22 protein-coding genes and 2 tRNA genes are annotated in these 24,370 nt (G+C 60.8%); 10 read left to right on the forward strand and 14 right to left on the reverse strand.

What is annotated here, in order from left to right; genetic code table 11:
- Positions 1-162 precede the first annotated feature (162 nt).
- A tRNA-Leu gene (locus V9T28_RS00370) sits at positions 163-242 on the reverse strand.
- A 365-nt stretch (positions 243-607) separates the two neighbouring features.
- Here V9T28_RS00370 and V9T28_RS00375 point away from each other — a divergent pair.
- Entirely contained in the window at positions 608-1,501 is an 894-nt protein-coding gene (locus V9T28_RS00375) for a hypothetical protein (RefSeq protein ID WP_116402773.1), read from the forward strand.
- Positions 1,502-1,953: 452 nt separating this feature from the next.
- On the opposite strand, the gene V9T28_RS00380 is transcribed toward V9T28_RS00375, so the two are convergent.
- Positions 1,954-2,028, reverse strand: a tRNA-Gly gene (locus V9T28_RS00380).
- A gap of 203 nt (positions 2,029-2,231) precedes the next feature.
- On the opposite strand from V9T28_RS00380, the gene V9T28_RS00385 reads away from it, so the two are divergent.
- From V9T28_RS00385 to V9T28_RS00400, 4 genes are all read left to right on the forward strand, one after another.
- Entirely contained in the window at positions 2,232-2,741 is a 510-nt protein-coding gene (locus V9T28_RS00385; RefSeq protein WP_116402775.1) for a prolyl-tRNA synthetase associated domain-containing protein, read from the forward strand.
- A gap of 62 nt (positions 2,742-2,803) precedes the next feature.
- Entirely contained in the window at positions 2,804-3,706 is a 903-nt protein-coding gene (gene trxA, locus V9T28_RS00390; RefSeq protein ID WP_116402776.1) for a thioredoxin, read from the forward strand.
- A gap of 16 nt (positions 3,707-3,722) precedes the next feature.
- Positions 3,723-4,391, forward strand: a complete 669-nt coding sequence (locus tag V9T28_RS00395) for an LON peptidase substrate-binding domain-containing protein (protein ID WP_116402777.1) — start codon at positions 3,723-3,725, stop codon at positions 4,389-4,391.
- Positions 4,392-4,403: 12 nt separating this feature from the next.
- Entirely contained in the window at positions 4,404-4,616 is a 213-nt protein-coding gene (locus tag V9T28_RS00400; protein WP_116402778.1) for a Trm112 family protein, read from the forward strand.
- Between the two features lie 42 nt (positions 4,617-4,658).
- On the opposite strand, the gene V9T28_RS00405 is transcribed toward V9T28_RS00400, so the two are convergent.
- The 10 genes from V9T28_RS00405 to V9T28_RS00450 form a co-directional block, all read right to left on the reverse strand.
- Positions 4,659-6,275, reverse strand: coding sequence for a GMC family oxidoreductase (locus V9T28_RS00405; protein WP_116402779.1), 1,617 nt, complete (start codon positions 6,273-6,275; stop codon positions 4,659-4,661).
- A 9-nt stretch (positions 6,276-6,284) separates the two neighbouring features.
- Positions 6,285-7,250, reverse strand: a complete 966-nt coding sequence (locus tag V9T28_RS00410) for a dipeptide ABC transporter ATP-binding protein (RefSeq protein ID WP_116402780.1) — start codon at positions 7,248-7,250, stop codon at positions 6,285-6,287.
- On the reverse strand, positions 7,247-8,233 hold the full coding sequence (locus V9T28_RS00415; RefSeq protein ID WP_116402781.1) for an ABC transporter ATP-binding protein: 987 nt from the start codon (positions 8,231-8,233) through the stop codon (positions 7,247-7,249). The genes V9T28_RS00410 and V9T28_RS00415 overlap by 4 nt, the downstream gene beginning before the upstream one ends.
- Positions 8,233-9,159 (reverse strand): ABC transporter permease subunit, encoded by a 927-nt coding sequence (locus tag V9T28_RS00420; RefSeq protein ID WP_116402782.1) that lies wholly within the window; start codon positions 9,157-9,159, stop codon positions 8,233-8,235. The genes V9T28_RS00415 and V9T28_RS00420 overlap by 1 nt, the downstream gene beginning before the upstream one ends.
- Positions 9,149-10,162: an ABC transporter permease subunit gene (locus tag V9T28_RS00425; protein ID WP_116402783.1), complete on the reverse strand. Its 1,014-nt coding sequence runs from the start codon at positions 10,160-10,162 to the stop codon at positions 9,149-9,151. Before V9T28_RS00425 ends, V9T28_RS00420 begins: the two co-directional genes overlap by 11 nt.
- Positions 10,163-10,239: 77 nt before the next feature.
- Positions 10,240-11,829 carry an ABC transporter substrate-binding protein gene (locus V9T28_RS00430; protein WP_245424261.1) on the reverse strand — a complete coding sequence of 530 codons (1,590 nt, stop codon included), beginning with the start codon at positions 11,827-11,829 and terminating at the stop codon, positions 10,240-10,242.
- Positions 11,830-12,140: 311 nt separating this feature from the next.
- A complete protein-coding gene (locus tag V9T28_RS23330) occupies positions 12,141-13,544 on the reverse strand; it encodes a CarD family transcriptional regulator (RefSeq protein ID WP_116402784.1) in 1,404 nt (467 codons plus the stop codon).
- A 398-nt stretch (positions 13,545-13,942) separates the two neighbouring features.
- On the reverse strand, positions 13,943-14,281 hold the full coding sequence (fdxA, locus tag V9T28_RS00440; RefSeq protein ID WP_116402785.1) for a ferredoxin FdxA: 339 nt from the start codon (positions 14,279-14,281) through the stop codon (positions 13,943-13,945).
- Between the two features lie 152 nt (positions 14,282-14,433).
- Positions 14,434-14,811 (reverse strand): RNA-binding S4 domain-containing protein, encoded by a 378-nt coding sequence (locus tag V9T28_RS00445; RefSeq protein WP_116402786.1) that lies wholly within the window; start codon positions 14,809-14,811, stop codon positions 14,434-14,436.
- A gap of 1 nt (position 14,812) precedes the next feature.
- Positions 14,813-18,145: a helicase-related protein gene (locus V9T28_RS00450; RefSeq protein WP_116402787.1), complete on the reverse strand. Its 3,333-nt coding sequence runs from the start codon at positions 18,143-18,145 to the stop codon at positions 14,813-14,815.
- A 449-nt stretch (positions 18,146-18,594) separates the two neighbouring features.
- Between V9T28_RS00450 and V9T28_RS00455 the strand changes: the two genes are divergently transcribed.
- Positions 18,595-18,939, forward strand: coding sequence for an ArsR/SmtB family transcription factor (locus tag V9T28_RS00455; RefSeq protein ID WP_116402788.1), 345 nt, complete (start codon positions 18,595-18,597; stop codon positions 18,937-18,939).
- On the forward strand, positions 18,926-19,912 hold the full coding sequence (locus tag V9T28_RS00460) for an SRPBCC family protein (protein ID WP_199500295.1): 987 nt from the start codon (positions 18,926-18,928) through the stop codon (positions 19,910-19,912). The genes V9T28_RS00455 and V9T28_RS00460 overlap by 14 nt, the downstream gene beginning before the upstream one ends.
- A 31-nt stretch (positions 19,913-19,943) precedes the next feature.
- Here V9T28_RS00460 and V9T28_RS00465 read toward each other — a convergent pair whose 3' ends face one another.
- Positions 19,944-20,753, reverse strand: coding sequence for a DUF3108 domain-containing protein (locus tag V9T28_RS00465; protein WP_147306525.1), 810 nt, complete (start codon positions 20,751-20,753; stop codon positions 19,944-19,946).
- A 141-nt stretch (positions 20,754-20,894) separates the two neighbouring features.
- On the opposite strand from V9T28_RS00465, the gene V9T28_RS00470 reads away from it, so the two are divergent.
- The 3 genes from V9T28_RS00470 to V9T28_RS00480 all read left to right on the forward strand — a co-directional run bounded on the left by V9T28_RS00470 (position 20,895) and on the right by V9T28_RS00480 (position 22,533).
- The gene (locus tag V9T28_RS00470; protein WP_116402800.1) at positions 20,895-21,293 is read left to right on the forward strand and encodes an SRPBCC family protein; all 399 of its coding nucleotides are present in this window, start codon (positions 20,895-20,897) and stop codon (positions 21,291-21,293) included.
- A gap of 179 nt (positions 21,294-21,472) precedes the next feature.
- On the forward strand, positions 21,473-21,763 hold the full coding sequence (gene rpmB / locus V9T28_RS00475) for a 50S ribosomal protein L28 (RefSeq protein WP_116402790.1): 291 nt from the start codon (positions 21,473-21,475) through the stop codon (positions 21,761-21,763).
- A 128-nt stretch (positions 21,764-21,891) separates the two neighbouring features.
- Positions 21,892-22,533 carry a TetR/AcrR family transcriptional regulator gene (locus tag V9T28_RS00480; protein ID WP_116402791.1) on the forward strand — a complete coding sequence of 214 codons (642 nt, stop codon included), beginning with the start codon at positions 21,892-21,894 and terminating at the stop codon, positions 22,531-22,533.
- A 412-nt stretch (positions 22,534-22,945) separates the two neighbouring features.
- On the opposite strand, the gene V9T28_RS00485 is transcribed toward V9T28_RS00480, so the two are convergent.
- Entirely contained in the window at positions 22,946-24,367 is a 1,422-nt protein-coding gene (locus V9T28_RS00485) for a lysozyme inhibitor LprI family protein (RefSeq protein ID WP_116402792.1), read from the reverse strand.
- Positions 24,368-24,370 lie beyond the last annotated feature (3 nt).

Raw genomic sequence — 24,370 nt, forward strand, 5'->3', positions numbered from 1 at the left:
GAGAGCGGTTTTGCGTCAGGGATGTAACCCGCTCACCAAGTTGAATGTTTTGGCCCTGTCTCGCTGGTCGACAAAGCGCTTCCACGGGGGGTCTGGGGCGGGCGGATTTCCAGAATCAAGAAGCCCTCGGAAAAGTTTGGTTTCAACGGCTTGAGATTTGGTTGCGGGGGGCAGGATTTGAACCTGCGGCCTTCAGGTTATGAGCCTGATTGTCCGGTGCTCATCTTTATATTCTACGGCGCGCCATTTCTACGCCGTTGCTCGCTAGAGAAATATTGAGCCGCCGGAGGCGGCTTCACTCTTTCGAGCGCGACGTATATCGCGCGCGGCCCGCTAGTTTCGTAACAGCTGCCGGCGTCATGAGCGCGCCCTCTCGCGTAGTGAGCGATCGGCCGCCAACTCCGTCGTAATCTGAAATGTGAATGCCAGCGATCGCAACCGACTTTCAGACTGGCTGTGCGCGGCCGAGCACTTGGGTGACTGTGAAGTCCAGTTGTGTGGAAACGCACTGATGGCACTGCAATGAGCTCTTAGATGGCGATGGTCCCGGAGATTATTGCGAGCATGGCTGCCTGCGGGGGAAACCAAAAAACACGGAGGTCAGGGCATGCGATTGGTTGGGACGATCCTATTTTTGCTTGCGAGCGGCGCCGCGCTCGCCGCCTCACCCGAAGACGATTACATGGCCGCGCGCGACAAGGCAGTTTCTACGATCGAGCGGCTCTATAAGTCGAAGGCCAAGCAGGACTCCATCGACGCGGTCGATGCGAAGGCACGCGCCGATCTCGAAACCCGCCTCTCCATGATTCTCGGTCCCTTCGCGATCGTGGGCTTCCCCACCACCGGTAAGATCAATCTCGAAAGCCTCAGCCGCTCGGACGTCGGTTTCGGAATGCTTGACGGGCTCAGGCACGCCCAGAGCGAGGACGGCCCGAGCGTCCTTGCCACCACGCGAGGCCTTGTCGAACGGTGGCTTAAGCCCAAGGCGAGCGAAAAGGACGCACAGTCTCGGGTGCCCGGAGATATCGATCAAGCACTCAAGTCAGACAACTTCTATACGTACGCCATCGGCAGCGACTCCGCCTTCTCGACGACGCTCGACTTTCCGCTCGAGAAGCCTGCTGGTGCCGACATGGCGCTTGGACGGCTCGGCGGCTGGGCGCAGGAGACTGGACCAAATCCCGATCAACATATTGTCGTCGCGATCGTGAAGGGCCAAAGCATCATGATTGCCGACGCGCCTGTAACACCGCCGATTCCCGAAATCGCCGATTGCAAGGCCTTGTGGACTTCGGCGAATGCCACGGCCGAAAAGTTCGAGAAGATCTATCAGGATTCCGGCCTCAAGAACCAGAAGGCGTTCGCAGCTGCCAGCGCGGCGCAAGACAAGGGCGATCGCGACTATCGCGCCTGCGTGGCCGAACGCCTACCGCATGAGCCTGTCTTTCCGGCGCTTCTCAAGCAGGCCCAGGAATTGGCCAATCACATGGCCGGCAAATAGCCTTTCGCTCCGAGAACACCAGCCGGCGGACCGCCTGATCGGGCGGCCAGATCAAGCCGGCTCGTCTCGGTTCTTTCGTTCGCCATCCGCGATTGCTCCGTCTCCGCAATCGTGCCCAGCTCCGACGGAGCGATCGCTACCGGCGTGCAACTGGAGAGAAGGAATGGCAGCTTGACAACAATCCACAATTAAAGCGCCGATTGACCGGCCGGCCCGCCAGATCGTGTTGGACGAGCCGTCGATAGACGAGGCCACTTCGCTCAACCTATCCATTTCGGTGAGATGGCATCATGCAACCTCATACAATGACAATTCCGCCAATAACCCGCCAGCATATCCACAATTTTGATGTCGGATGCTTACAAAGTGCTTACAAAACCGCCAAAAAAGCATTGTAAGCAAAAGACCTCCCGAAAGAGGTCATTTAAACGATTGATTCATTTTAGGAAATTTGGAGCGGGCGAAGGGATTCGAACCCTCGACCCCAACCTTGGCAAGGTTGTGCTCTACCCCTGAGCTACACCCGCATCCGGTGCTCGGCGCCAGGGCATTGCGGCGGCGAGAGCTGCCTTATGCCGTAAAGCGTCCGGCATTGCAACCTCCTCGACGAATTTTTCGCACAAAATTGTTACATCGCCATTTTGCGATATTTTCGAATGGTTTACGCCTCCATTCCGTTTTCAAGGAAAATGCTTTAAGAGCGGGCAGCTGTAAAATGTTAGGTTTTCCAATGAACGCTTCGCCCCAAGATCTGTTTGCCTTCCTCAATCAAAACGAGATCGCCAACGACACGTTCGAGCATCCCGCCGTCTTCACGGTGGAGGAATCGAAGCAATTGCGCGGACCGATCGACGGCGGCCACACCAAGAATCTCTTCCTGAAGGACAAGAAGAGCCGGCTGTTTCTGATCGTCGCCCTGGAGGAAACCCGGATCGATTTGAAGCGCGTGCACGAGGTCATCGGCGGCCAGGGCCGCGTGTCCTTCGGCTCCGGCGAGCTTTTGGAAGAGGTCTGGGGCGTCAAGCCGGGCTCGGTCACGCCCTTCGGCGCGATCAATGACAAGACCCATCGCGTTACGGTGGTCCTCGACGCGGAAATGATGAAATTGGGGCGGCTCAATTTCCACCCGTTGATCAATACGATGACCACCGGCATCTCTTCCGAGGGGCTTGTCACCTTTCTGCGCGCGACGGGGCACGAACCGCTCATTGCCGCCCTTCCCGCGCCCGCGCCTGTGTAAAATGTTGCGAAATCGCGACCGCCACCCCATCTTGAGGGCAAACCCAATAGGATTTCTGGACAATGGTTGATTTGAGCAACGATCAGGCGACGCCCGAAGCGGCCTTGATAAAGGAAACCACGACCGCCGCCTTCCGCCAGGACGTGCTGGCCGAATCGATGAAACAGCCGGTGCTGGTGGATTTTTGGGCGCCCTGGTGCGGCCCGTGCAAACAATTGACCCCGGTGATCGAAAAAGCGGTCAAGGCGGCGGGCGGCAAGGTGCGGCTGGTCAAAATGAATATCGACGACCACCCGCAAATCGCCGGTCAGCTCGGCATCCAGTCGATTCCAGCGGTCATCGCCTTTCAAAAGGGCCAGCCGGTCGACGGCTTCATGGGGGCATTGCCGGAGAGCCAGGTCAAGAGCTTCATCGAGCGCCTGGTCGGCCCGGTGAGCGATGGCACGGAAGAAATCCTCGCTGAAGCCGAAGCGGCCTTGTCCGAAGGCGATACCCAGACGGCCGCCGATCTGTTCACGAGCGTGCTTGCCAGCGATCCCGCCCATCTGAAGGCGATCGGCGGGCTTGTGCGCGTCCTCGTGTCTGCGGGCGAGCTTGAGGCCGCACGCGACGCGCTTGCGCAGGCACCGGCCGAGAAGGTGGACGATGCCGCGATCAGCGCCGCCCGCGCCGCGCTCGAACTGGCCGAACAGGCCGCCGCGCTCGGCGATCTTGGCTCGCTGGAAAAGGCCATCGCCGACAACCCGGCCGATTACCAGGCCCGGTTCGACCTTGCCATTGCCTTGAACGGGCGCAACCAGCGGGAAGCAGCCGCCGATCAATTGCTCGCGATCATCAAGCGTGACCGCAAATGGAACGATGACGGCGCCCGCAAACAACTGATACAATTCTTCGAAGCCTGGGGACCGATGGACGAAGCGACCATTCAGGCGCGCCGCAAATTGTCGGCCATGCTGTTCTCGTGATGTTGGAACGCGGTGAATGAGTATCAACAAACCCTATCAGAGCCCTGACGAATTACCGGACGTGCTGCCGGTGTTTCCGCTCGCCGGTGTTCTGTTGTTGCCGCGCGTCTCCTTGCCACTCACGGTCTTCGAGGCACGCTATCTCGACATGTTCGACGACGCGCTGAAATCCCACCGGCTGATCGGCATCATCCAGCCGGAGGCTGGCGAGAACGAGCATAAGACCCATCCCGATCTCTATTCGGTCGGCTGCGTCGGGCGGATCACGCAATTCGCCGAGACCGGCGACGGCCGCTATCTCGTCGCGCTCACCGGCGTCGCGCGCTTCAAAGTCATGGAGGAACTGAACAGCCTCACGTCCTACCGCCAGTGCCATGTGTCCTATGACGATTATCGCGTGGATTTCGTGCCGAGCGCCGGCGAGCAGGATGTGAATCGCAACGACATTCTGCGGACGCTGCGCAATTTCGCCAAAGCCAACGACCTGAAAATCGATTGGAAGAGCATCGAAAAGACGCCGAACGAGCCCTTGGTCAACGAGCTCGCCATGATGAGCCCGTTCGGACCGAAGGAAAAGCAGGCGCTGCTCGAAGCCAAGGACTTGAAACTGCGCGCAGAGACATTGGTGGCGATCGCCGAAATCGAATTGGCGCGCGGCCAACCCTCCGCCCGCACGTTGCAATAAGGCGAGGAAACCATGTCGGATCCCCATCTTCCCGCCGCGGCCGAGGAGCCGACCCGGATCGATCCGCGCCTGCTCGAAATTCTCGTTTGTCCCCTGACCAAGGGGCCGCTCGATTACGATGCCGAGAAGCAGGAACTGATTTCACGCGACGCGAAACTCGCCTATCCGATCCGCGACGGCATCCCGATCATGCTGCCCGACGAAGCACGGCCGATTGAGGATTGAATGAACTGGGACCGCGAGCGTCTCGCGCGCGGTCCATTCGCCTTAACCGTAAGCGCCATCCATCAACATCATTTGCGCGGCTTTTTCGGCAATCATCATCGTCGGCGAATTGGTGTTGCCCGATGTGATCGTCGGCATGACCGATGCGTCGGCGACGCGCAGATGACTGACGCCGCGCACCCGCAGACGCTCGTCGAGCACCGCAGAAGGATCGTCCGCACGTCCCATCTTCGCCGTGCCGACCGGATGAAAAATCGTCGTGCCGAGATCGCCCGCCGCGCGAACGAGGTCCTCGTCGCTCGCCAAATTCGCGCCGGGGCGAAATTCCTCGCGAATGAATGGCGCGAGGGCCTTGGCGGCGCAGAGTTTGCGGGCAAGATGCAAGGACTCGACCGCGACCGTCTGATCGCCCGATGCGCTCAAATAATTCGGCTGAATTTCAGGTTGTGCCTGCGCCTCAGGGCTCACCACGTGCACGTGGCCCCTGCTCAACGGGCGCAAGTTGCACACACTCACCGTGATCGCAGCAAAATCGTGCATCGCGTCGCCGAACTTATCGAGCGAGAGCGGCTGGATATGGAACTGCACATTCGGCGTCGCATAGGTCTCGTTCGATCTCGCGAAGATGCCGAGCTGCGACGGCGCCATGGTGAGCGGACCGCGCCGGAACAGGGCATAATCGAGCCCCATTTTCGCGCGTTTCAGCAACGACTGATAGTCGACATTCAGCGTGCGCGTATTGGCGACTTTGTAAATGGGCCTGATCTGCAAATGGTCTTGCAAATTCTCGCCGACGCCGGGCGCATGCTGCACCACCGGAATGTCGAGCGCGGCAAGGCGCGCGCCGTCGCCGATGCCGGACAATTCGAGTAGTTGCGGCGTGCCGACCGCACCCGTGCTCAACACGATCTCGCCGCGCACCCGCACAACTTCGCACACGCCGTCGCGCAAGATCTCGACGCCCGTCGCGCGGCCATTCTCGATGATGACGCGCTGCACATGCACGCGCGTCATCAGCGTCAGATTCGACCGCTTCAAAACCGGCTTCAAAAATCCACGCGCGGCGCTCCAGCGGCGGCCGCGCTTTTGATTGATCTGAAAATAGGCGTTGCCTGCATTGTTGCCGCTGTTGAAATCGTCGACCTTGGCGATGCCGATCTCTGCCGCCGCATCACGCACGGCATCGAGAATCTCCCAATGAATGCGCGGCTCTTCCACACGCCACTCGCCGCCGGCGCCATGCAAAGCACTCGCCCCAGCAAAATGATCTTCCTGCGCCTTGAACAGCGGCAGCACATCCTCCCAGCCCCATCCGGCCAGCCCCACCTGCCGCCAGCCGTCGTAATCCTGCGCCTGGCCGCGCATGTAGATCATCGCATTGATCGCCGAACAGCCGCCGATGACTTTACCGCGCGGATAATTCAGCACGCGCCCGTTAAGGCCCGGAACGGCTTGCGTCTTGAACATCCAATCGGCGCGCGGATTCCCGATCGCGAACAGATAGCCGACCGGAATGTGGAACCAGATCCAATTGTCGTTGCCGCCCGCCTCCAGCACCAGCACCTTGTTGCGCGGATCGGCAGAGAGGCGGTTGGCAAGAACACAACCCGCGGAGCCCGCGCCAACGACGATGTAATCATAGGCGGCGGCTTCTGCCATTTTGGTTCCCTACGATTGAACGGCCCAGCAGGCCACCTGGCGCCCCTGCTTCGTTTCGTTCAAGGGGTCCTCGATCCGGCAGCGGTCCATCACCAAAGGACAACGCGGATGGAAGGCGCAGCCCGACGGCGGGTTGAAGGGCGACGGCAATTCGCCTTTCAGGATGATCCGCTCCTTCTTCGCCAAAGGATCTGCGATCGGGGTCGCCGACAGCAGCGCGCGCGTATAGGGATGCTGCGGGTTGTCGAAGATCGCATCGCGCGTGCCAGTCTCGACCGCGTGGCCGAGATAGATCACCATCACCCGGTCGGCAATGTGGCGCACAACCGAAAGATCGTGGCTGACGAAGGCGTAGGCGAGGTGAAATTCTTCCTGCAGCTCAGCGAGAAGATTCAGCACTTGCGCGCGGATCGACACGTCGAGCGCCGCGACCGGCTCGTCGAGCACCAGAATTTTCGGCCGCAGCATCAGTGCCCGCGCGATGGCGATGCGCTGGCGCTGGCCGCCGGAAAACATATGCGGATAGCGGCCGTAATATTCCGGCCGTAGCCCCACACGCTGCATCATGGCGCGCGCCACTTCCTTGCGCTCATTGGCCGGCATCTTGGTATTGACCAGCAAGGGCTCTTCCAGGATCGAGCCGATGGTCTGGCGCGGATTGAGCGAACCATAGGGATTCTGAAAGACGATTTGCACCTCGCGCCGCAATTGCCGGCGCGCTGCCGCATCGACATGCGCGACATCTTTCCCGTCGATCAGCAATTGGCCCGCGGTCGGCTCCTCGATCAAGGTGAGAAGCCGCGCCAGTGTCGATTTGCCGGAACCCGATTCCCCCACAATAGCAAGCGTCTTGCCGGCCTCGAGCGTGAACGACACGCCGGCAAGCGCCTTCACTGTCGCGGTGGACGCAAAGAGCCCGCGCTTGGCCTCGTAGTCTCGGCGCAGATCCCGCGCCTCCAGGATCGGCGCACTCATGCCGGCACTCCTTCTTGCGGCACGCCGTTCACGAGCGGCGTATGGCACAATGCACGGCCGAGTTCGCTATTCGCGCGGTGCGGCGGAGTCGAGTGGCAGAGCTCGGTCGCAAATCCGCAGCGCGGCGAAAACAGGCAGCCGCGCGGCCGGTCGAATTGGCCGGGCACCATGCCGGGAATAGCCGGCAAGCGCCGCTGGTTGGCGCGCTCAGGCAGCGCGGACAGAAGCGCATAGGTGTAAGGGTGGTGCGGCCGCGCGAAGAGTTCTTTCGTGGTGTTCGATTCGACCTGCTGGCCGGTATATTGCACGACGACCCGATCGGCCGTTTCGGCGACGACGCCCATGTCGTGGGTGATCAGCACGAGCGCCATGCCGTTCTCGCGCCGCAGCTTGGTGAGAAGATCGAGGATCTGCGCCTGAATGGTCACATCGAGCGCGGTGGTCGGCTCGTCCGCGATCAGCAGCTTCGGATTGCAGGCCAAGGCCATGGCGATCATCACGCGCTGGCTCATGCCACCTGAGAGCTGGTGCGGAAAGGCCGACACGCGCCGCACGGGATCGGTGATACCGACCAGTTCCAGAAGCTCGATGGTGCGGGCGCGCCGCGCCGCCTTGCCAAGACCCAGATGGGCTTTCAGCGCTTCGCCGATCTGGAAGCCAACAGTGAAACACGGATTGAGCGACGACATCGGCTCCTGGAAGATCATCGCAATGTCCTTGCCGATGATCTGCCGGCGCTGCTTTGGCGCGAGCGCGCGCAAATCCTTGCCGTCGAAACTCATCACATCGGCCGTGATCGTCGCGGTCCAGGGCAGAAGCCCCATCAGCGCCAACATGGACACGGATTTGCCCGATCCCGACTCGCCGACGATGGCCAAAGTCTCGTTCGGATCGATCGAGAGATCGACGCCATCGACGGCTTTGAACCCGCCGCCGCGCGTCGCGAAAGAAACCGAGAGATTGCGAATGTCGAGCAATGCCATCACGACCTCCGCATTTTCGGATCGAGCGCATCGCGCAAGCCGTCGCCGAAGAGATTGATCGAGACGACGGTGATGAGAATGGCAAGGCCGGGAAGCGTTACCTGCCAGGGATTGGAATTGATGAACTCGCGCGCATCGGCGAGCATCGTGCCCCATTCGGACGTCGGCGCCTGCGCGCCGAGCCCGAGAAAGCCCAGTCCCGCAGCCTCCAATATCGCATTCGAAACACCAAGCGCCGCCTGCACGATGAGTGGCGCCAGGCAATTTGGCAGGACGGTCGAAAACATCAAACGGAACCGTCCGACGCCAGCCACTTTGGCCGCCGTCACATAGTCCTTGGTGAGTTCGGCCATCGCCGACGCCCGCACAAGGCGGACATATTGCGGCAAATAGACGATGGTGACGGCGACAATCGTGTTGATGAGGCTCGGTCCCAAAACCGCGACGACCAGGATCGCGAGCACCAGGCTCGGAATCGCCATGATCAAATCCATGATCCGGGTGATGATCATGTCGGTCGTATAGCCGAAGAATGCACAAGCGAGTCCGAGCACAATGCCGATGACGAAGGACACGCTCATCACGGCGATACCGATAAAAAGCGAAATCCGGGCGCCGAAAATGATGCGCGAGAGGATGTCGCGGCCATCAGCGTCGGTGCCCAGAATATGCGCCCAAGCCCCGCCACTGCTCCACACCGGAGCCAGCAGGCTGGGTTCGCGCGTGTCGGTGCCCGGAACGAACTGGCTATCCGGATTGTACGGCGCGAGAAAGTTGGCGAAGATCGCCATCAGAACAATGAGCGTGATCACCACGAGCCCGAACATCGCGCCCTTGTTTTCGCGAAAGGCGGCCCAAAAAGCCGCCAACTGGCCAGGCGGCCTGTAAGCGGCCGCAGTCATGGCGGCGGAAGCGTTAATGTCCATGACGAATCCTCGGATTAATCACGCCGTAGAGCACGTCGACGCATAGGTTGACGAGGATGATGACTGTTGACACCAGCATGACGCCGCCTTGCAGAGCGGGATAATCCCGCCGGTTGATCGATTCGATGAGCCATTTGCCGATGCCCGGCCACGAGAAGATCGTCTCGGTCAGCACCGCGCCGGCCATCAATGTTCCGACCTGCAGGCCGATCACGGTAATGACCGGAATGAGGGCATTGCGCAGCGCGTGCACGCCAAAAACCCGCAAGGGCGAAAGACCTTTTGCGCGGGCGGTACGCACATAATCCTCGTTCAAAATCTCGAGCATCGAGGATCGCGTCATGCGTGCGATGACGCCGAGAGGTATTGTCCCAAGCACGATCGCCGGCAAGACGAGATGGCGCAGCGCGTCGCCAACTGCGCCGTCTTGTCCCGAAAGCCATGCATCGATCGTCATGAAGCCGGTTACAGGCTCGAAATAATACTGAATGGGATCGATACGGCCGGAGACCGGCATCAAGCCCCAATCGACCGAAACGACCATGACCAGCACCAGGCCCCACCAGAAGATCGGCATCGAAAAGCCGGTGACCGACAGCGCCATGATGGTTTGATCATACCAGGACCCGCGTTTCACGGCCGCGATGGCGCCGGCAGGAATGCCGATGCACGCAGCAAACAACATGGCGCAAAAAGCCAGTTCGATTGTTGCTGGAAACAGCGTCAGAAATTCGTGCAGGACCGGCGCGTTGGTCGACAACGAGACCCCGAAGTCGCCGTGTAGCAGTTTCCAGACATAGTCGAGGAATTGCTTCCACACCGGTTGGTCGAGGCCGAGTTCGTGCCGGAAATAGGCGAGGCGCTCCGGGCTGATGCCGTGCTCGCCAACACGCACTTCGACCGGATCGCCGGGAACCAGGCGGATGGCCATGAAGGTGACGAACATCAACGCGAAAAATGTCGGGATCGTCAGCGCCAGACGTTTGATGAAATATTTCAGCATGGCGTTCTTTACTCACGCACGCACAGAAACGCAAAAAGTTTCCCCGGGCCGAATTCGGCCCGGGGACATGCGCGCTCTTACTGAACGTCGACGCCCTGGAAGGCATGCGAACCGAGCGGGCTCTGCTTGAAGCCGACCACATTGGCGCGCATCGCTTCATAGACCGTCGAATTGGCGATCTTGAAGTCCGGCGCCTCTTCGTGCTCGATCACCTGCATCTGCTCGTAAAGCTTGGTGCGCTCCGCCTGATCATTCGAAGACCGTGCCTTCTTGAGCATATCGTCGTAGTCTTTGTTGCACCATTTCGTGAGATTCTGGCCGCCCGGACGAGCCGCGTCGCAGCCGCGCAGGAAGAAGAAATTGTCCGGATCGCCGTTGTCGCCGGTCCAGCCCAATTGCGAGGTCATCGGCTCGCCCTGCTGCGCGCGCTTGCGGTACTCGCCCCATTCGTAGGTCACGAGCTTGGCGTTGACGCCGACCTTGGCGAGATCGGCCTGCATCATCTCGGCAACGCGTTTGCCGTTCGGATTGTAGGGACGCGTGACAGGCATGTACCAAAGATCGATGTCAAGCGGCGTGGTCACGCCCGCTTTGGTCAACATCTCCTTGGCCTTCTCCGGATCGTAGGGGTAATCCTTGATCGAGTCGTTGTAGCTCCACATGGTCGGCGGAATCAGGTTTTTCGCCGGCTGGCCGGAGCCGAGATATACGTCCTTCACGATCGCATCTTTGTTGATCGCGAGATTGAACGCCTGGCGCACCTCTTTCTTGTCGAACGGCGGCTTTTGCGTGTTGAAGGCGAGATACGCGACGTTCAGGCCAGCCTGGCTGATCACCTTCAAGGACGGGTCTTTCTGCATTTCCGGCAGATCAGCCGGACGCGGGCCGATCATGAAATGGCATTCGCCCGCCTTCAGCTTGGCATAGCGCGCCGTCGGATCCGGCGTAATGGCGAAGACCAGATCGTCGACCTTCGCCTTCTCGCCCCAATAGTCCTTATTGGCCTTGTAGCGGATCATCGCGTCCTTTTGATAGGCGACGAAGGAGAAGGGGCCGGTGCCGACCGGAACTTGATCGAACTGCTCGGGCTTGCCAGCTTTCAGGAGATAATCCGCATATTCGGCGGAGGGGATGGCCATGAAATCCATGGCGAGATTGGCGAGAATCGGCGCATCCGGCGCGCTCAAAGTCAGCTTGACCGTGTAATCGTCCACTTTCTCGACCGACTTCACCAAGGTCGGCATATCCATGTCGGAATAATAATCGTATTTGCCGCCCGACACTTTCGCATAAGGATGGTTGGGGTCGCTCTGGCGCTTGAACGCGAACAGGACGTCATCCGCATTGAAGTCGCGCGTCGGCTTGAAGCCGCCGGCGCCCACGAATTTCACGCCATGGCGCAGATGGAAGGTGTAAACGAGGCCGTCGGAGCTCACGTCCCAGCTTTCTGCCAGTCCCGGTACGACCTTGGTGCTGCCGCGTTCGAATTCGACCAGCCAGTCAAAGACCGGCCGTGCGGCGTCGAAGCTCGTGCCCGTCGTATTGATCGCCTGCGAGAAATTTTCCGGCGAGCCTTCCGAGCAATAAACCAGCGTTTTGGCGGACACCGCTGTCGAACCCAACAGCATCGCGGCCAAACCCAAGCCAATCAGCATCTTCGATTTCATTTCTATCCCCTTATCTGGACCCTGTTCCCGTGCGGAACGGATCGTTTCTCCCTGTATGAGGAAGTGCCGAAGGGGGCTTCTTTTGCAGAGCGCTCCTTTCGGTCATGCGGCCATCGAAGCGCTTTTTTGGCAAACGTGCAAATGGAATGTACAATTTCGCGGCAACCCGGGCTTTGGCCACCATTTTACGCTGGGGAAAGCGACGTCGGCACGGGAAAATCGGCCGCGGCAGCACCCTGATTCGATAAAAGTTAACAAAAAACCCGGCGTTTAGCACCGGGTCCTTTCGTTTTGCCTCTCGAGGTCGAGATTTATGCGGCCTCGTCGATATCGCCGTCGTTGTCGCTGTCGGCGTCGAGATCGGCATCCCCGTCGCTTTCCGCTTTCGCGCCGCGGCGGGGGCCCTTTTGCAAGTTGCCTTCGATCACCTTCAACGCCTCGGTCTCGGTGAGTTTCTGGACCGCTGCGATCTCACGCGCCATCCGGTCGAGCGCAGCTTCATAGAGCTGACGCTCGGAGTAGGACTGTTCCGGCTGAGCGTCGGACCGGTAAAGATCGCGGACCACCTCGGCGATCGCAATCAGGTCGCCGGAATTGATCTTCGCCTCATATTCCTGCGCCCGGCGCGACCACATCGTGCGCTTCACCCGCGCGCGGCCGGTCAGCGTGTCGAGCGAGCGCTTGACGGTCGCATCGTCGGCGAGCTTGCGCATGCCGACGCTGGTGACTTTCGGCAGCGGCACTTTCAGCGTCAATTTGTCCTTGGCGAAATTGATGATGAACAGTTCCAGCTTGAAGCCGGCCACTTCCTGCTCTTCGATCGCCAGGATCTGGCCAACGCCGTGGGATGGATAGACCACGAATTCGTTGGTCTTAAACCCATGACGTGCGGCCGGAGCCTTGGCGGCAGGCTTGACAGCAACCGGCGCCACGGCGGGCTTGGCGGCAGGCGCAGCCGGCTGTTCGACCTTCGGCGCAGCCGCACCGGCAGCGGCCTTGGCGGCAGCTTCCTTGGCCGCGGCGGCGCGCACAGCGGCCAGCTTCTCGCCGGGCGTCAGCGCGCGCGGCGCAGCGACGTCAGCAGGCTTCGCCGCGGCAGCTTGCGCTTTGGAAACAGGCGCTGATTTCGTAGCTTTCGGAGCGGCGGCCGCGCTGGCGCCAGTTTTTTCAATTTTCTTAGTCACCTTGGTCCTATCATCTGTCTTGGGCATGGACGAAATCGGCTCAGATGCCTGCACGGGCGCTTCCACTTTCACCGGCCCCTTCAGTTCTACCGGGCTCTTCTTCAACGCGCCTTTCATGGCCGCGGAACTTTTCAGAGCCGGCGCGGGGGTCCTGCTTTTTTCTGTCGTCTTCCTAAGTTCGACCTTAGGGGGTACCGCTTTTGCGACTTTGGCCTTTGCGGCCTTTTCTTTCGCCAATTTGGCTGCTGCGGCCTTTTTCGCCGCCTCACGCGCTTTCTTGGCGGCCTCGGCCTTCTTGGCCTCGGCAACTTTTGCCTTGGCAAGCACGGCTTTATCCTTTGCTTTGCCCTTGGCGGTCACGACTTTCGCCGAACTGGTTTTCTTGGCTGCGGTCTTGCGCGCGGCGGCTGCGGCTCTCTTTTGTGCCGGCGCCTTGGCCACGGCTTTCTTGACTATGGTTTTGGCTGACTTGGTCTTCTTGACATTCTTCTTGGTTGGTGCGCTCTTCCCGGTCTTTTTTACGGACGACATACTCGGTACACTCCTGTCATGCACCCGCTTTGGAGACGGGGCGTGCGGCGACCGCGACCCGGTACTCTGGTCGCAGCCGTCAAGAGGAATGGGTTAGCCGCTGTGATGCGGCCCACTCCCAGTCGTTCCGGACGTCCGGATTACTCCCAATTCTCGTCATCAAAGGGCAAACGATATCGGCAGCAAAGCCGCGTTACGTAAAACCGCTCAAATCAATGAGAATCAGCCCGCTCGGAGGGCCGAGCAGCATAGACTGACGGGAAGATCTCGACTGTTCAGGGCCTTTATATCACAAAAATCGCAAAAATCAAAGGATTGCGTGCGCGAAGCTGCCTTCACGCAACCAATGGTTAAATCAAATTTCGATGGGCGCGAGATATAACGCGCCCGCAAGAGCCTTAATCGCCCTCGCCCGGGTTGGGCGAAAAGTAAGCCTCGAGCTTGCCTGCCTTGCCGTCGAATTCCTTGCCATCTTCCGGCGGCTCGCGCTTCTGCGTGATATTGGGCCAGGTCTTGGCATATTCGGCGTTCAACTTCAGCCATTTCTCAAGGCCGGCTTCCGTATCCGGCTTGATCGCCTCTGCCGGGCATTCCGGCTCGCAGACGCCACAGTCGATGCACTCGTCCGGGTGAATGACGAGCATATTCTCGCCTTCGTAGAAACAGTCGACCGGACAGACCTCCACGCAATCCATATATTTGCATTTGATGCAATTTTCGACGACGACGTAGGTCATTTCACGCTCCTGGCGCCCTTGCACATAGCGTACACGGGCGGCTGGTCAATCCGGTTCGCGGGTTTGCTAACGTCTTTGCGGCCCGCGCGCAAGATTATGTTGCACAACAGGATCTGGAAAAATGTCGCAAGGGCGCATACCCGTGCCGGCCTTCAACCGTTTTTCAACCGGTCGATCGCCCGGCGGTCCTGTTTGGTCGGCCGCCCCTCTCCAGGCGGGCGGACCTCGCCGGCCTGGACCGCCGGTTCGGGATCGGTAAGCTCTTCAAAAAGGCCTTTGGCCTCCTCATAGGGGCCGCGCCGCGTGCCGCCCTGCACCACTTTCAGCACGCGTACCGCTCGGTCCAGCGAAATCGTGATTACATCGCCCTGCCGCACCGCCTTGGACGGCGTCTCGACCTTGACCGAATTGACCCGGACGTGCCCATCGGTAACGAGCTTGGCCGCCAGCGAGCGGGTCTTGACGACGCGTGCGAACCACAGCCACTTGTCGAGCCGCTGCCGCGCATTGTCCGCCCCCGCTTCCCTCATCCTACGTGCTTTTCTTCCCCTCGAGTTCGGCCTTCAAAGCCAAAAGCTTGGCGAAGGGCGAATTGGGATCCGGCGCTTTGTTACTGGCGCGCTCGCGCGTCTCGGTCGAGGCAAAAACCTTGTCGCCGCGCTGGCGGTCGGGCCGCTGGCCGTTGGGGCGCTGCCGGTGCTGATCGCGCTGGGCATTGTCGCGCGGGCCGCGCGGCCCTTCCTGCCGACCTTGTGGGCGTTGCCCCTGCCGCTGCTGCTGTTGCTCGGGCCGTGGCTCCGCCGGCGCTGCCGCAGCCGCTTCCGGCGCGCTTGGCGCAGCGGCGGCCGGCTTGCCGCGGCGCTGCTGCTGATGGCCCTTGCCGTGATGCGGCTTGCGATGGCCATGATGATGCTGCCGCTGTTGCCGCCAGACCTCGATCAGCACCACCTCGGCCGGCGTTTCGACGACTGGCTCGGCGCTGGGCGATTCGGTGGGCTCCGCGGCCGCGGCCGACGGTTCGGACGCCTGTACTTCTGCGACGGCTTCGGCAGGCTGCTCGGACACAGGTTCGGCAACGGCGTCAGCTTCAGTCTTCGGCTCGGACGCCGGCGCCACGGCAGCTTCTTCGGCCGGAGCCGCATCCACATGAGCGACCGGCTCAGGCGCCGTCTCCGGTGTGCTTTCGACCGGCGCCGCCATCTCGAGCGGCTCGGCAGCGGCTTCGGTAGACTCCGCCGTTGCAAGCTCTCCGGTTTCGGGCGCTGCCTCAACGACGGCTGCCGCCTCGGTTTCGGCCAGTTGCTCCTCCGGTTTGCTCTCGGCTTCCGCCGGCGCGACTTTGACCGGTTCCATCGGTGCCGCCGGAACCAGCGGCACGGTGATCGCAGGGCCGGGGCGCTTGTCCGGCGCATAGCCGAGCGAGCGCAGAATCGATGCAAAGTCCTCGCCCGAACAGCCGGCGAGCGAGGTCATGCCGACGGTCACGACAAAGCCGTCGCCATCGGCCGTGCCGGCCGGCGGCTCGCCGGGCGTGACGCCGGGGCGATAATTGATGGCCGGGCGAATGAGATCGGCAAGACGCTCCAGAATATCGACACGCACCGCTCGCTCGCCGCACAGCCGGAAACCGGCGACGCGGTAGAGGGTCGCGGGCACCTCCTTGTTCGCCGGGAATGAGGTCCGGCCGGTCGAGGCCATGTGCGGCACTTCGTCGAAGCCCTTGGCCTCTTCGAGACCGCCGTGTTTCAGCGTCCACAATTGCGCCGCCAGCGAGCGCGGGGCGGGCTTGAGCAGTTGCGGCAGGTAAATGTGATAGGCGCCGAAACGCAGCCCGAGCTTGCGCAAAGCGGCGCGTGCGTCCTGCGACAGGCCCTTCACCTCGTCGGCGATCCGGGCGCGATCGAGCACACCCAGTGATTCGGCTGTCAGAAAGGCGATACCGCGCGCCATGCCTTCGAGGCCTTCGCCCGTCTCCAAGTCGAACAGCGGCCCCAGCAGCTTTTTCACATGCTGCGCCAGCCATAGATCGAGGCGTTTCTGCACCTGCTCGAGCAGCGCCCCGGAGAGATGCTCGTCGGCCAGCACCCGGACCTGCGGCGCAAGAATCTTGTCACTCGCCGAAATCTTCGCGACCGGCTCGCCGAGCCAGCGGATCGTGCCGTCCATCGCCAGGGCAAACGCATCGTCGACCGCCTCGTGCAGCCGGTTGGCGCGCGCCTCGATCTCGCTCGCGAGAGCCTTCAGCGCGGCGGCATTCAGGGTCTTTGCCGCCTCGCCCGCAGCCTGCGGATCGGGGGTGAAGCGGAAGCCTTGCAGCCCGCCCACATGCTGGCCTTCGACCAACACATCGCCCGTACTCGTGATTTCAGCTTCCAGCATCGCATTCTCTCTTAGACGCCGCCGCAACACGCTGAGACGGCGATCCACAAATCTCTGGGTCAGGCGCTCGTGCAGAGCGTCCGACAGCCTGTCCTCTACCTGACGCGCAACGCCCTGCCAATGTTCGGGGTCGCGCAGCCAATCCGGTCGATTGGCGATATAAGTAAAAGTACGCACTTGGGCAATGCGGTTGGACAAAGAGTCGATATCGCCATCGACACGATCGTTCAGATCGAGGTTCCGCGCGAACCAGTCGTCCGGAATGCGCCCCGCCCGCACAATATAATGAAAGATGGCCATAGTGAGTTCCGCATGGGCGCTCGGGCTCACCTTGCGGTAATCGGGGATCTGGCACGCCTCCCACAGGCGCTGCACGTCGGCCCTGGTCGCGGCGATCCGCTTGATTTGCTCGTCCCGCGCCGCAATGTCGAGGATCAGCACGTCCGTGCCCAGCGGCGCGCGCGTGAGGCCAAGTTCGCTCGGCAGCCGGTCGAGCGAGGCTTGCAGGCCTTCCAAAGTGCTGAAATCGAGATCGGCATTGCGCCATTGCAACAAAGAGACTGGATCGAACTCGTGGTTTTCAAGCCGTTCGATCAGTTCTTCGTCGAAAGGCGGGCAACGGCCCGTCGTGCCGAATGTGCCGTCCCGCAAATGCCGCCCGGCGCGCCCGGCGATCTGGCCGAACTCCGCCGGGTTGAGCCGGCGGAACTGCCAGCCGTCGAATTTGCGGTCGGAGGCAAAGGCGATGTGATCGACGTCGAGATTGAGCCCCATGCCGATCGCGTCGGTGGCGACGATGTAATCAACATCGCCATTTTGAAACATATCGACCTGGGCGTTGCGGGTGCGCGGCGACAAAGCCCCGAGCACCACCGCCGCGCCGCCGCGCTGGCGGCGGATGAATTCGGCAATGGCGTAAACATCTTCGGCCGAAAAGGCGACGATGCCGGACCGGGACGGCAAGCGCGACAATTTCCGGTCGCCGGCAAAGCTCAAGGTCGAGAGGCGCGGCCGGCTGATGATGTTGACGCCGGGAATGAGTTCCCGCAGCACCCGCTCCATCGTGCCCGAACCGATGAGCAGAGTCTCCTCGCGGCCGCGCCGGTTGAGCACGCGGTCGGTGAACACGTGGCCGCGGTCGAGGTCGGCGCCGAGTTGGACTTCGTCGATGGCGAGAAAAGCGACATCGAGATCGCGCGGCATCGCCTCGACCGTAGCAATCCAGTAGGACGGGTTGCGCGGCTTGATCTTTTCTTCGCCGGTGATCAGCGCAACCCGTTCCGCCCCCACGCGCGCGACGACGCGATTATAGACTTCGCGCGCCAGCAGCCGCAGGGGCAGCCCGATGATGCCCGAGGAATGCGCCAACAGCCGCTCGATCGCATAATGGGTCTTGCCCGTATTGGTCGGACCGAGAATGGCGGTGACGGTGAGCGAACGGTCGGCAGGTTTCAAAGAACGTGGCGCCGGGACGGCGATATTCATCAAATGTCGATGTCCGTGACAGGTTAACGCCTATATAGGCACGCTCCGGCTTTTTGGGAAACGAAAGTGCCAATTTTGCGGGAGCTACGCCGCAATATCCCAAGACAATTGCGCCAAAATGGCACGTCTGAGCGGCACCGTCTTCACCTTCCGAACGGGGCACGAACGAATCGCGAAGGAATCACCGACTCGATCCGAGTCACTTTTTGTTCATCGCAACATGTGGTGCATGCTGGATTGGGGCAGCCTAATTCTTGTAAAACAGGCCTATTTCCGGGCGCTTCCGCCAGCGGCTCGCCGCAGCGACGAAAGGACTCCGAATCGCAATTTTGTCAACGGGACAAGTGACGAATGGCCGCGATTCAATCGCGTTGGATTTTTGCCCTTTACAGGGAACGGCAAATCCTATATTTCACCTATTAGTTAATTAACCTAATGGTGTATTAACAATGCAAGACCACCTCTCGGCCACCTTTTCCGCCCTCGCCGATCCGACCCGTCGGGCCATGCTCGCCCGATTGGCGCTCGGCGAAGCGTCGGTGAAGGAACTCGCCGAACCGTTCCACATCACCCCGCCGGCCATCACCAAGCATCTCAAAGTCTTGGAGAAAGCCGGTCTCATCACCCGCGGGCGTGCCGCCCAATGGCGTCCGTGCAAGCTCGACGCCGCGCCTCTGCGCGAGATCTCGGATTGGGTCGAACAATACCGCCAGCACTGGGAACAGCGGCTGGATCGTCTCGAAGATTACCTGCGCCAATTGCAATCAGAAGGAAGTGACCATGGGACAGACTAGTCAGGCCGCCTTTGCCTCACCCACCGCCGACCGCGAAATCGTGATCACGCGCTTGTTCGCCGCGCCGCGCGACCTCGTTTGGGAGGCCTGGACCGAACCGAAGCTGCTGGTGAATTGGTGGGGGCCGGACGGCTTTACCACGACGATCGACGTCATGGATGTGCGGGTCGGCGGCACCTGGAATCTCGTGATGCACGGGCCAGACGGCACGAAATATCCCAATTTCAGCGTGTTCACCGAAGTGGCGAAACCGGAGCGGCTCGCTTACGAACATCACGGCGGCCGCGAAGGTGGCCCCGACGATGCGGCTTTCATCGCCACCGCAACCTTCGAGCCGACAAGCCCGCACACGACGCAAGTCACCCTGCGCATGCTCTTCCCGACCGCCGCCGCCCGCGATCACGTGGCGCACGAATATGGCGCGATCGAAGGCGGCAAGCAGACCTTCAACCGGTTGGAACAGCAGCTCATGACCATGGCGGACGACGGGGTCTTCACCATTTCGCGCATTTTCGACGCGCCGCGCGACCTGGTGTTCCAGGCCTGGACCAAGCCCGAGCATCTCGCAAACTGGTGGGGGCCGAAGGGGTGCAAGATGCGCGTGATCCATCTCGATCTGCGCCCAGGCGGCGAGTTCCATTATTCCATGGCCATGCCCAATGGAGGCCCGGAAATATGGGGCAAATTCATCTACCGCGAGATCAGCCCGCCGGCGCGGCTCGTGTTCACCAACGCCTTTGCCGATGCAGAGGGCAATGTCATCCGCAGCTTCTTCAGCCAGACCTGGCCGCTCGAAGTGCTCAACATCCTCACCCTGACTGAGGACAACGGCCGGACCACCTTCACCTTGCGCAGCAGCCCCGTCAGTGCCAGCGAGGAGGAACGGGCGACCTTCATCGGGATGGTCCCGAGCATGCAGCAGGGCTGGAGCGGCACGCTCGATCAACTGGCCGATTTTCTCAAACAGGGCTGATCTTTTTGGGGCGCGGGTGGAAAACCCGCGCCTACTTCCCTTTCGCGGTGGCGTCCCCGCTTACAGAAAATTCCGTCGCATCCATCTGTGCGCGGCCGGCCATGGTCATGACCGCGGCGTGATAGGGCATGAGCAGATGGGTATTGCCGACCGGTGCCAGCCAAATCTCCATGTCCTTGTTATCGGCCATATATTGGGTGGGCTTGCGGTTGCGCCGGTGGCCAGCGATCGGCGTATAGCGCACGGCGCAGACGGCAACCGGACCGCTATACCCGTTGCCCTCGACATGTTCGGTGCTCTTATACGTCATGGTGATATCGAACCGCGCGCCGCCGTCGAAGACCGGCAAGGTCCGATTGCAGGCTGAGGGAGAATTCACGTCACCGTCCGTCGTGGGCATGAGCAGCGCGCTCATCGGGTCGACGATCCCGCGCTGGTCGCCCGCACTCAGTGGAATCCGGTCCGGGCTCGGGTCGAACGGCGGCTCGATCTCGATCGCTTTCGCGGCATTGCTCGCAAGGGCCATGCGGATCGTCCGGCTCATCTGCGCGTTGGCGGCCGTGACCGCGAAAGCGTTGGGCGACAGATGGGTGCCGTTGATCGTCCCCGTCGCTGTCACGGCCCCCTTGCTGGACGATACGATGGCCGCGATGCCCGACACGCGGGCACTGCCTTCGAGCTTATAGGTGCTCGGCGTGAACGTGGCATTGATACCGGCCTGGCCCACGGTCAGGCCGATTAAGCTGAGCGTGTAGCGCGCTTTGAGCGTTTCGGCGCCGGCCGGACTGGCCAGCAGCGCGAAAATCGCGCAACAGGTGGTAAAAAGACGTGACGAGGGCATCGACCAATCCAAACAAATAGTGAATCATGGCGGAGTCTGACGAGATCGCACCCTTCTGTCGAGCCAAATTCTGACGATCTTGAGGCGCGCCATGCAGATTTGATGCAACTGGCGCATATATTGCTTATGAGGCCCTCGACCATGCTCGAAGCCAAGACATTGAGCATTTCCATCCCCCGCCCCTGGCAGGATCTCTATGAAGCGATCTGGCGGCCGGAATTCTTCCCGAAATGGGCGTCCGGCCTCAGCTCCTCGGCGCTGACCTGGGACGGTGAGCAATGGCGGGCGCAGGGCCCAGAGGGGCCGATCCGCATCCGTTTCAGCGCTCACAACCCCTACGGCATCATGGATCACACCGTCGACACCGGGATGGGCGAGCCGGTTTACGTCCCGATGCGGGTGCTCGCCAATGGCGACGGCGCCGAGGTGATGCTGACCATCTTCTGCCAGCCGGCCATGACGGCTGAAAAATTCGAGGCGGACCTGCAATGGGTGGAGGGGGACTTGCAGGCCTTGAAGGCTCTAACAATTGCAGGATAGGCAATTTTCCCTGTTTTTTGACCATGGGTTTTGCTTGACGGATCGGCCCCCCTCCACTATAGACCCGTGTCTCGAAATTCCCTGCGGCATCGCGGGCGCCTTTTTGCGTGCCCGAAAGTCAGCATTTCCCCGATTCGGGCGGCTGAGGGATGTCGTTTTGTTTGTTGAAAGGATGCGATATGTCCCGCCGCTGTGAACTGACCGGCAAAGCCGTCCAGGTTGGCAACAAGGTCAGCCACTCGAACCGCAAGACCAAGACCAGGTTCCTGCCGAATCTGTGCAATGTGACCCTGATTTCCGAAACGCTGCAGCGCTCGGTGCGCCTGCGCGTTGCCGCAGCTTCGCTGCGCACGGTCGAGCATCGCGGCGGCCTCGACGCCTTCCTGGTGAAGGCCCATGCCGAGGACCTGTCGAAGGGGGCCCTCGCCCTGAAGCGCGAAATCGAGAAGAAGCAGCAGGAAGCTGCTTAATTCCGGTTGCTTTTCCGTCATGAACCGACGCGGGCCGCTAGGGTCCGCGTTTTCGTTTATGCACAGCTAAGAATGGCTTGAGCCGTCACAATTCTTTCGCATGAACTCCGTTCATGCGAAGAAAGGGCATGGCCTCCGTCATTCACATCAAGGACCGCCGCACCCGGCTGCGCGAAACGCTGGTGCAATTGGTGCAAGACCTGATGGCCAGCGAGGGTCTTGGCGCGGTCCAAGCCCGGCGGCTGGCGCAGCTCGCGGGCTGCTCGGTCGGCGCCATCTACAACGTCTTTCCCGATCTCAACGATCTGATCCTGACCGCCAATGTCGATACGCTCGACCGGCTGCTGGCGCAGCAAAGAACGGCGCTTGAGCGGCTCCCGCCGCACGCGACACGCACGGCCCAATTGGTCGCCCTCGCTCTCGCGACCGTGAATTTCGCTCACGACTTCGAGCCCGCCTGGCGAGCGCTCTACGACCATCGCGGCGGCGCGCAAAAACCCTATCCCGATTGGTACGCCGCATTGCACGTCCGCCCGGTGACAATGATCGAGCGGATCATTCTCGCCGAAGAGCCGAACGCAGCGGCCGGCCATGAAACGAGCCGGCTCGCGCGCGGATTGTGGTCGGCGCTGCTCGGCATCGTCGTCGACGGCATGGACACGCGCAAGGACCGCCAGAAGCGCGACGAGATCGAAGCGCAAGCCAGCCTGCTCGTCACGATCGCGGCGCAGGGGCTTGAAGCCATTCTCGAAATGAGACGCAAAGGTTAACGAGGCCGCTTAGGTGGCCCCATGTCGCGCTTCCCATTTGCGCCAGGTCGCCTGCGATGGACACAACATCTGGTGAGAACGAAGCGGGAAGATCCAGCAATCAGCGATTCGTCGCCAATCCGTTCGCGCTTGGTCTGAAAAGTTAATGCCAATTGGGCTCACGCTGATACATCACCGTCATTACGAGGAGCAACGCGACGAAGCAATCCATCCACGCACCTGAAAATTTTGCCGCACGAATTCCGCAGCGCCTAAGCTTGCATGAATAAGGCGTTGCTTGGCCTGCTCCAAAATCCATAGGTCGGGGGATGGATTGCTTCGCTTACGCTCGCAATGACGGCACATAGGTCGAAGCTTACGACCACTGGTATGACGAACGGCGGCTAAGGCCATCGACAGAAGCCTACTCGAACTACTGCGTCGGCTCGGTGACATTCACGTTCAGCAATTTTCCGCGCGCCATGCCAACGGTCGTCGTTGCAACATTCTCCAGATGGTCCCCTGCGAGCGACCAGAACTTGACTTCCCAGTCGCCGAAAATCCGCCAGCCGATGGTGCGATGGCCGAGCGTGACGAGATAGACTTTATCGTCCACCACGCTCGGCAAAATCATCGGGTTGGTATCAAGCGCTGTATCGGGCTGTCGCGCTTGGTCGCGATTCTGATCGAAGTCCGGTGCCGGAGTATCTTTTGACCAAAGGGTCTGAATCGCGTCGAATGTATTCCGCTCGGCTTGCGACATCGTGCCGATTTGGTCGCTGCGGCGATTCTGAAACGCAACGACCAATCTCAGTGCTTCATCGTAAAGCTTGGAGCAGTTTTGGAACGTGCAGCTTTTTTCGCCTTGATTGAGCGACTGGTTCAGGTCGAAGGTCGGTGCAAACTCGAACCGAACGGAACATGCCGGCGCCCAGGCGTCGCCCACGCGAGCTTCGATCTCAACGACGGACGGGAGGTCCGGCGTTGCCTGCCAGGTCAGCGCCAAACGAACAGGAATGTTTTTGAAAACACCGAGCCGATCCTCCAAAGCGCCACACATGTTGCCGTCATCGCGCTTGTCCTCAGGATCGAGAGAATCCATGGGTTCCATGTGACCGTCGCGTATTTCGAACCAATCATGCACCGTGCACGACAGAGTTCCTTGCACCGTGCCGACAACATAAAGATCGCTCTGCGGCAAACGATAAAGATATAGATATGAGGATCCCGCAAAATCTTCATCAATGACCGCCTTGGTCTTATCCGAAAGAGTCGCTGGCTGCGCAGCTTTGGCGAAAGCGGCAAGAAGCTCTGCCACAGTTGAATAATGCGAGGCGTCTTTGTTGAGTATGAGTTCGCTGGATTTGTCGTCGGCAAGGATGTCGAGCGCCGTGCGGCCAAACCAAGACGAGCTCCTGGTTGGCGCAAAAATATTTGCATCGGCTTGAGAGAGCGCTTCAATGCGCTCAGCGAAGACATGGCACAGAGGCGCGCTGCCATCCTTGAGTGGACTTGCAAAAAGGCGGAGCTGGTTGATCTGCTCCGTATAGCTCTTTTGCAAGCAGATCGCAGTCTTCAACGGCGTTTTTTCCGACGCGCAATCATTGCGGCTCGCCAGCCACTCACGCTGTTGCCGCAACAGATCGTCGCGGCTCGGTCCCGCCCGACCCAGAGCTTCTTTCAAAACCGACGCCAGCGTTGCGTCGAGATTGCCAAGATCGGGATCGCTGCAGATCGCACGCTCGACCGGCGTGCTCGCTTTCGCGCAGTCAAAACTCGGGGCGGCCCGCGCACCATTCATAACGGCGAGCGCGAGCGCCAGAGTCACAACCGCCTTGGTGCAGAATGGCCACATGCG

Origin of the sequence: Methylovirgula sp. 4M-Z18 (assembly GCF_037890675.1) — a bacterium.
Taxonomy (GTDB): Bacteria; Pseudomonadota; Alphaproteobacteria; order Rhizobiales; family Beijerinckiaceae; genus 4M-Z18.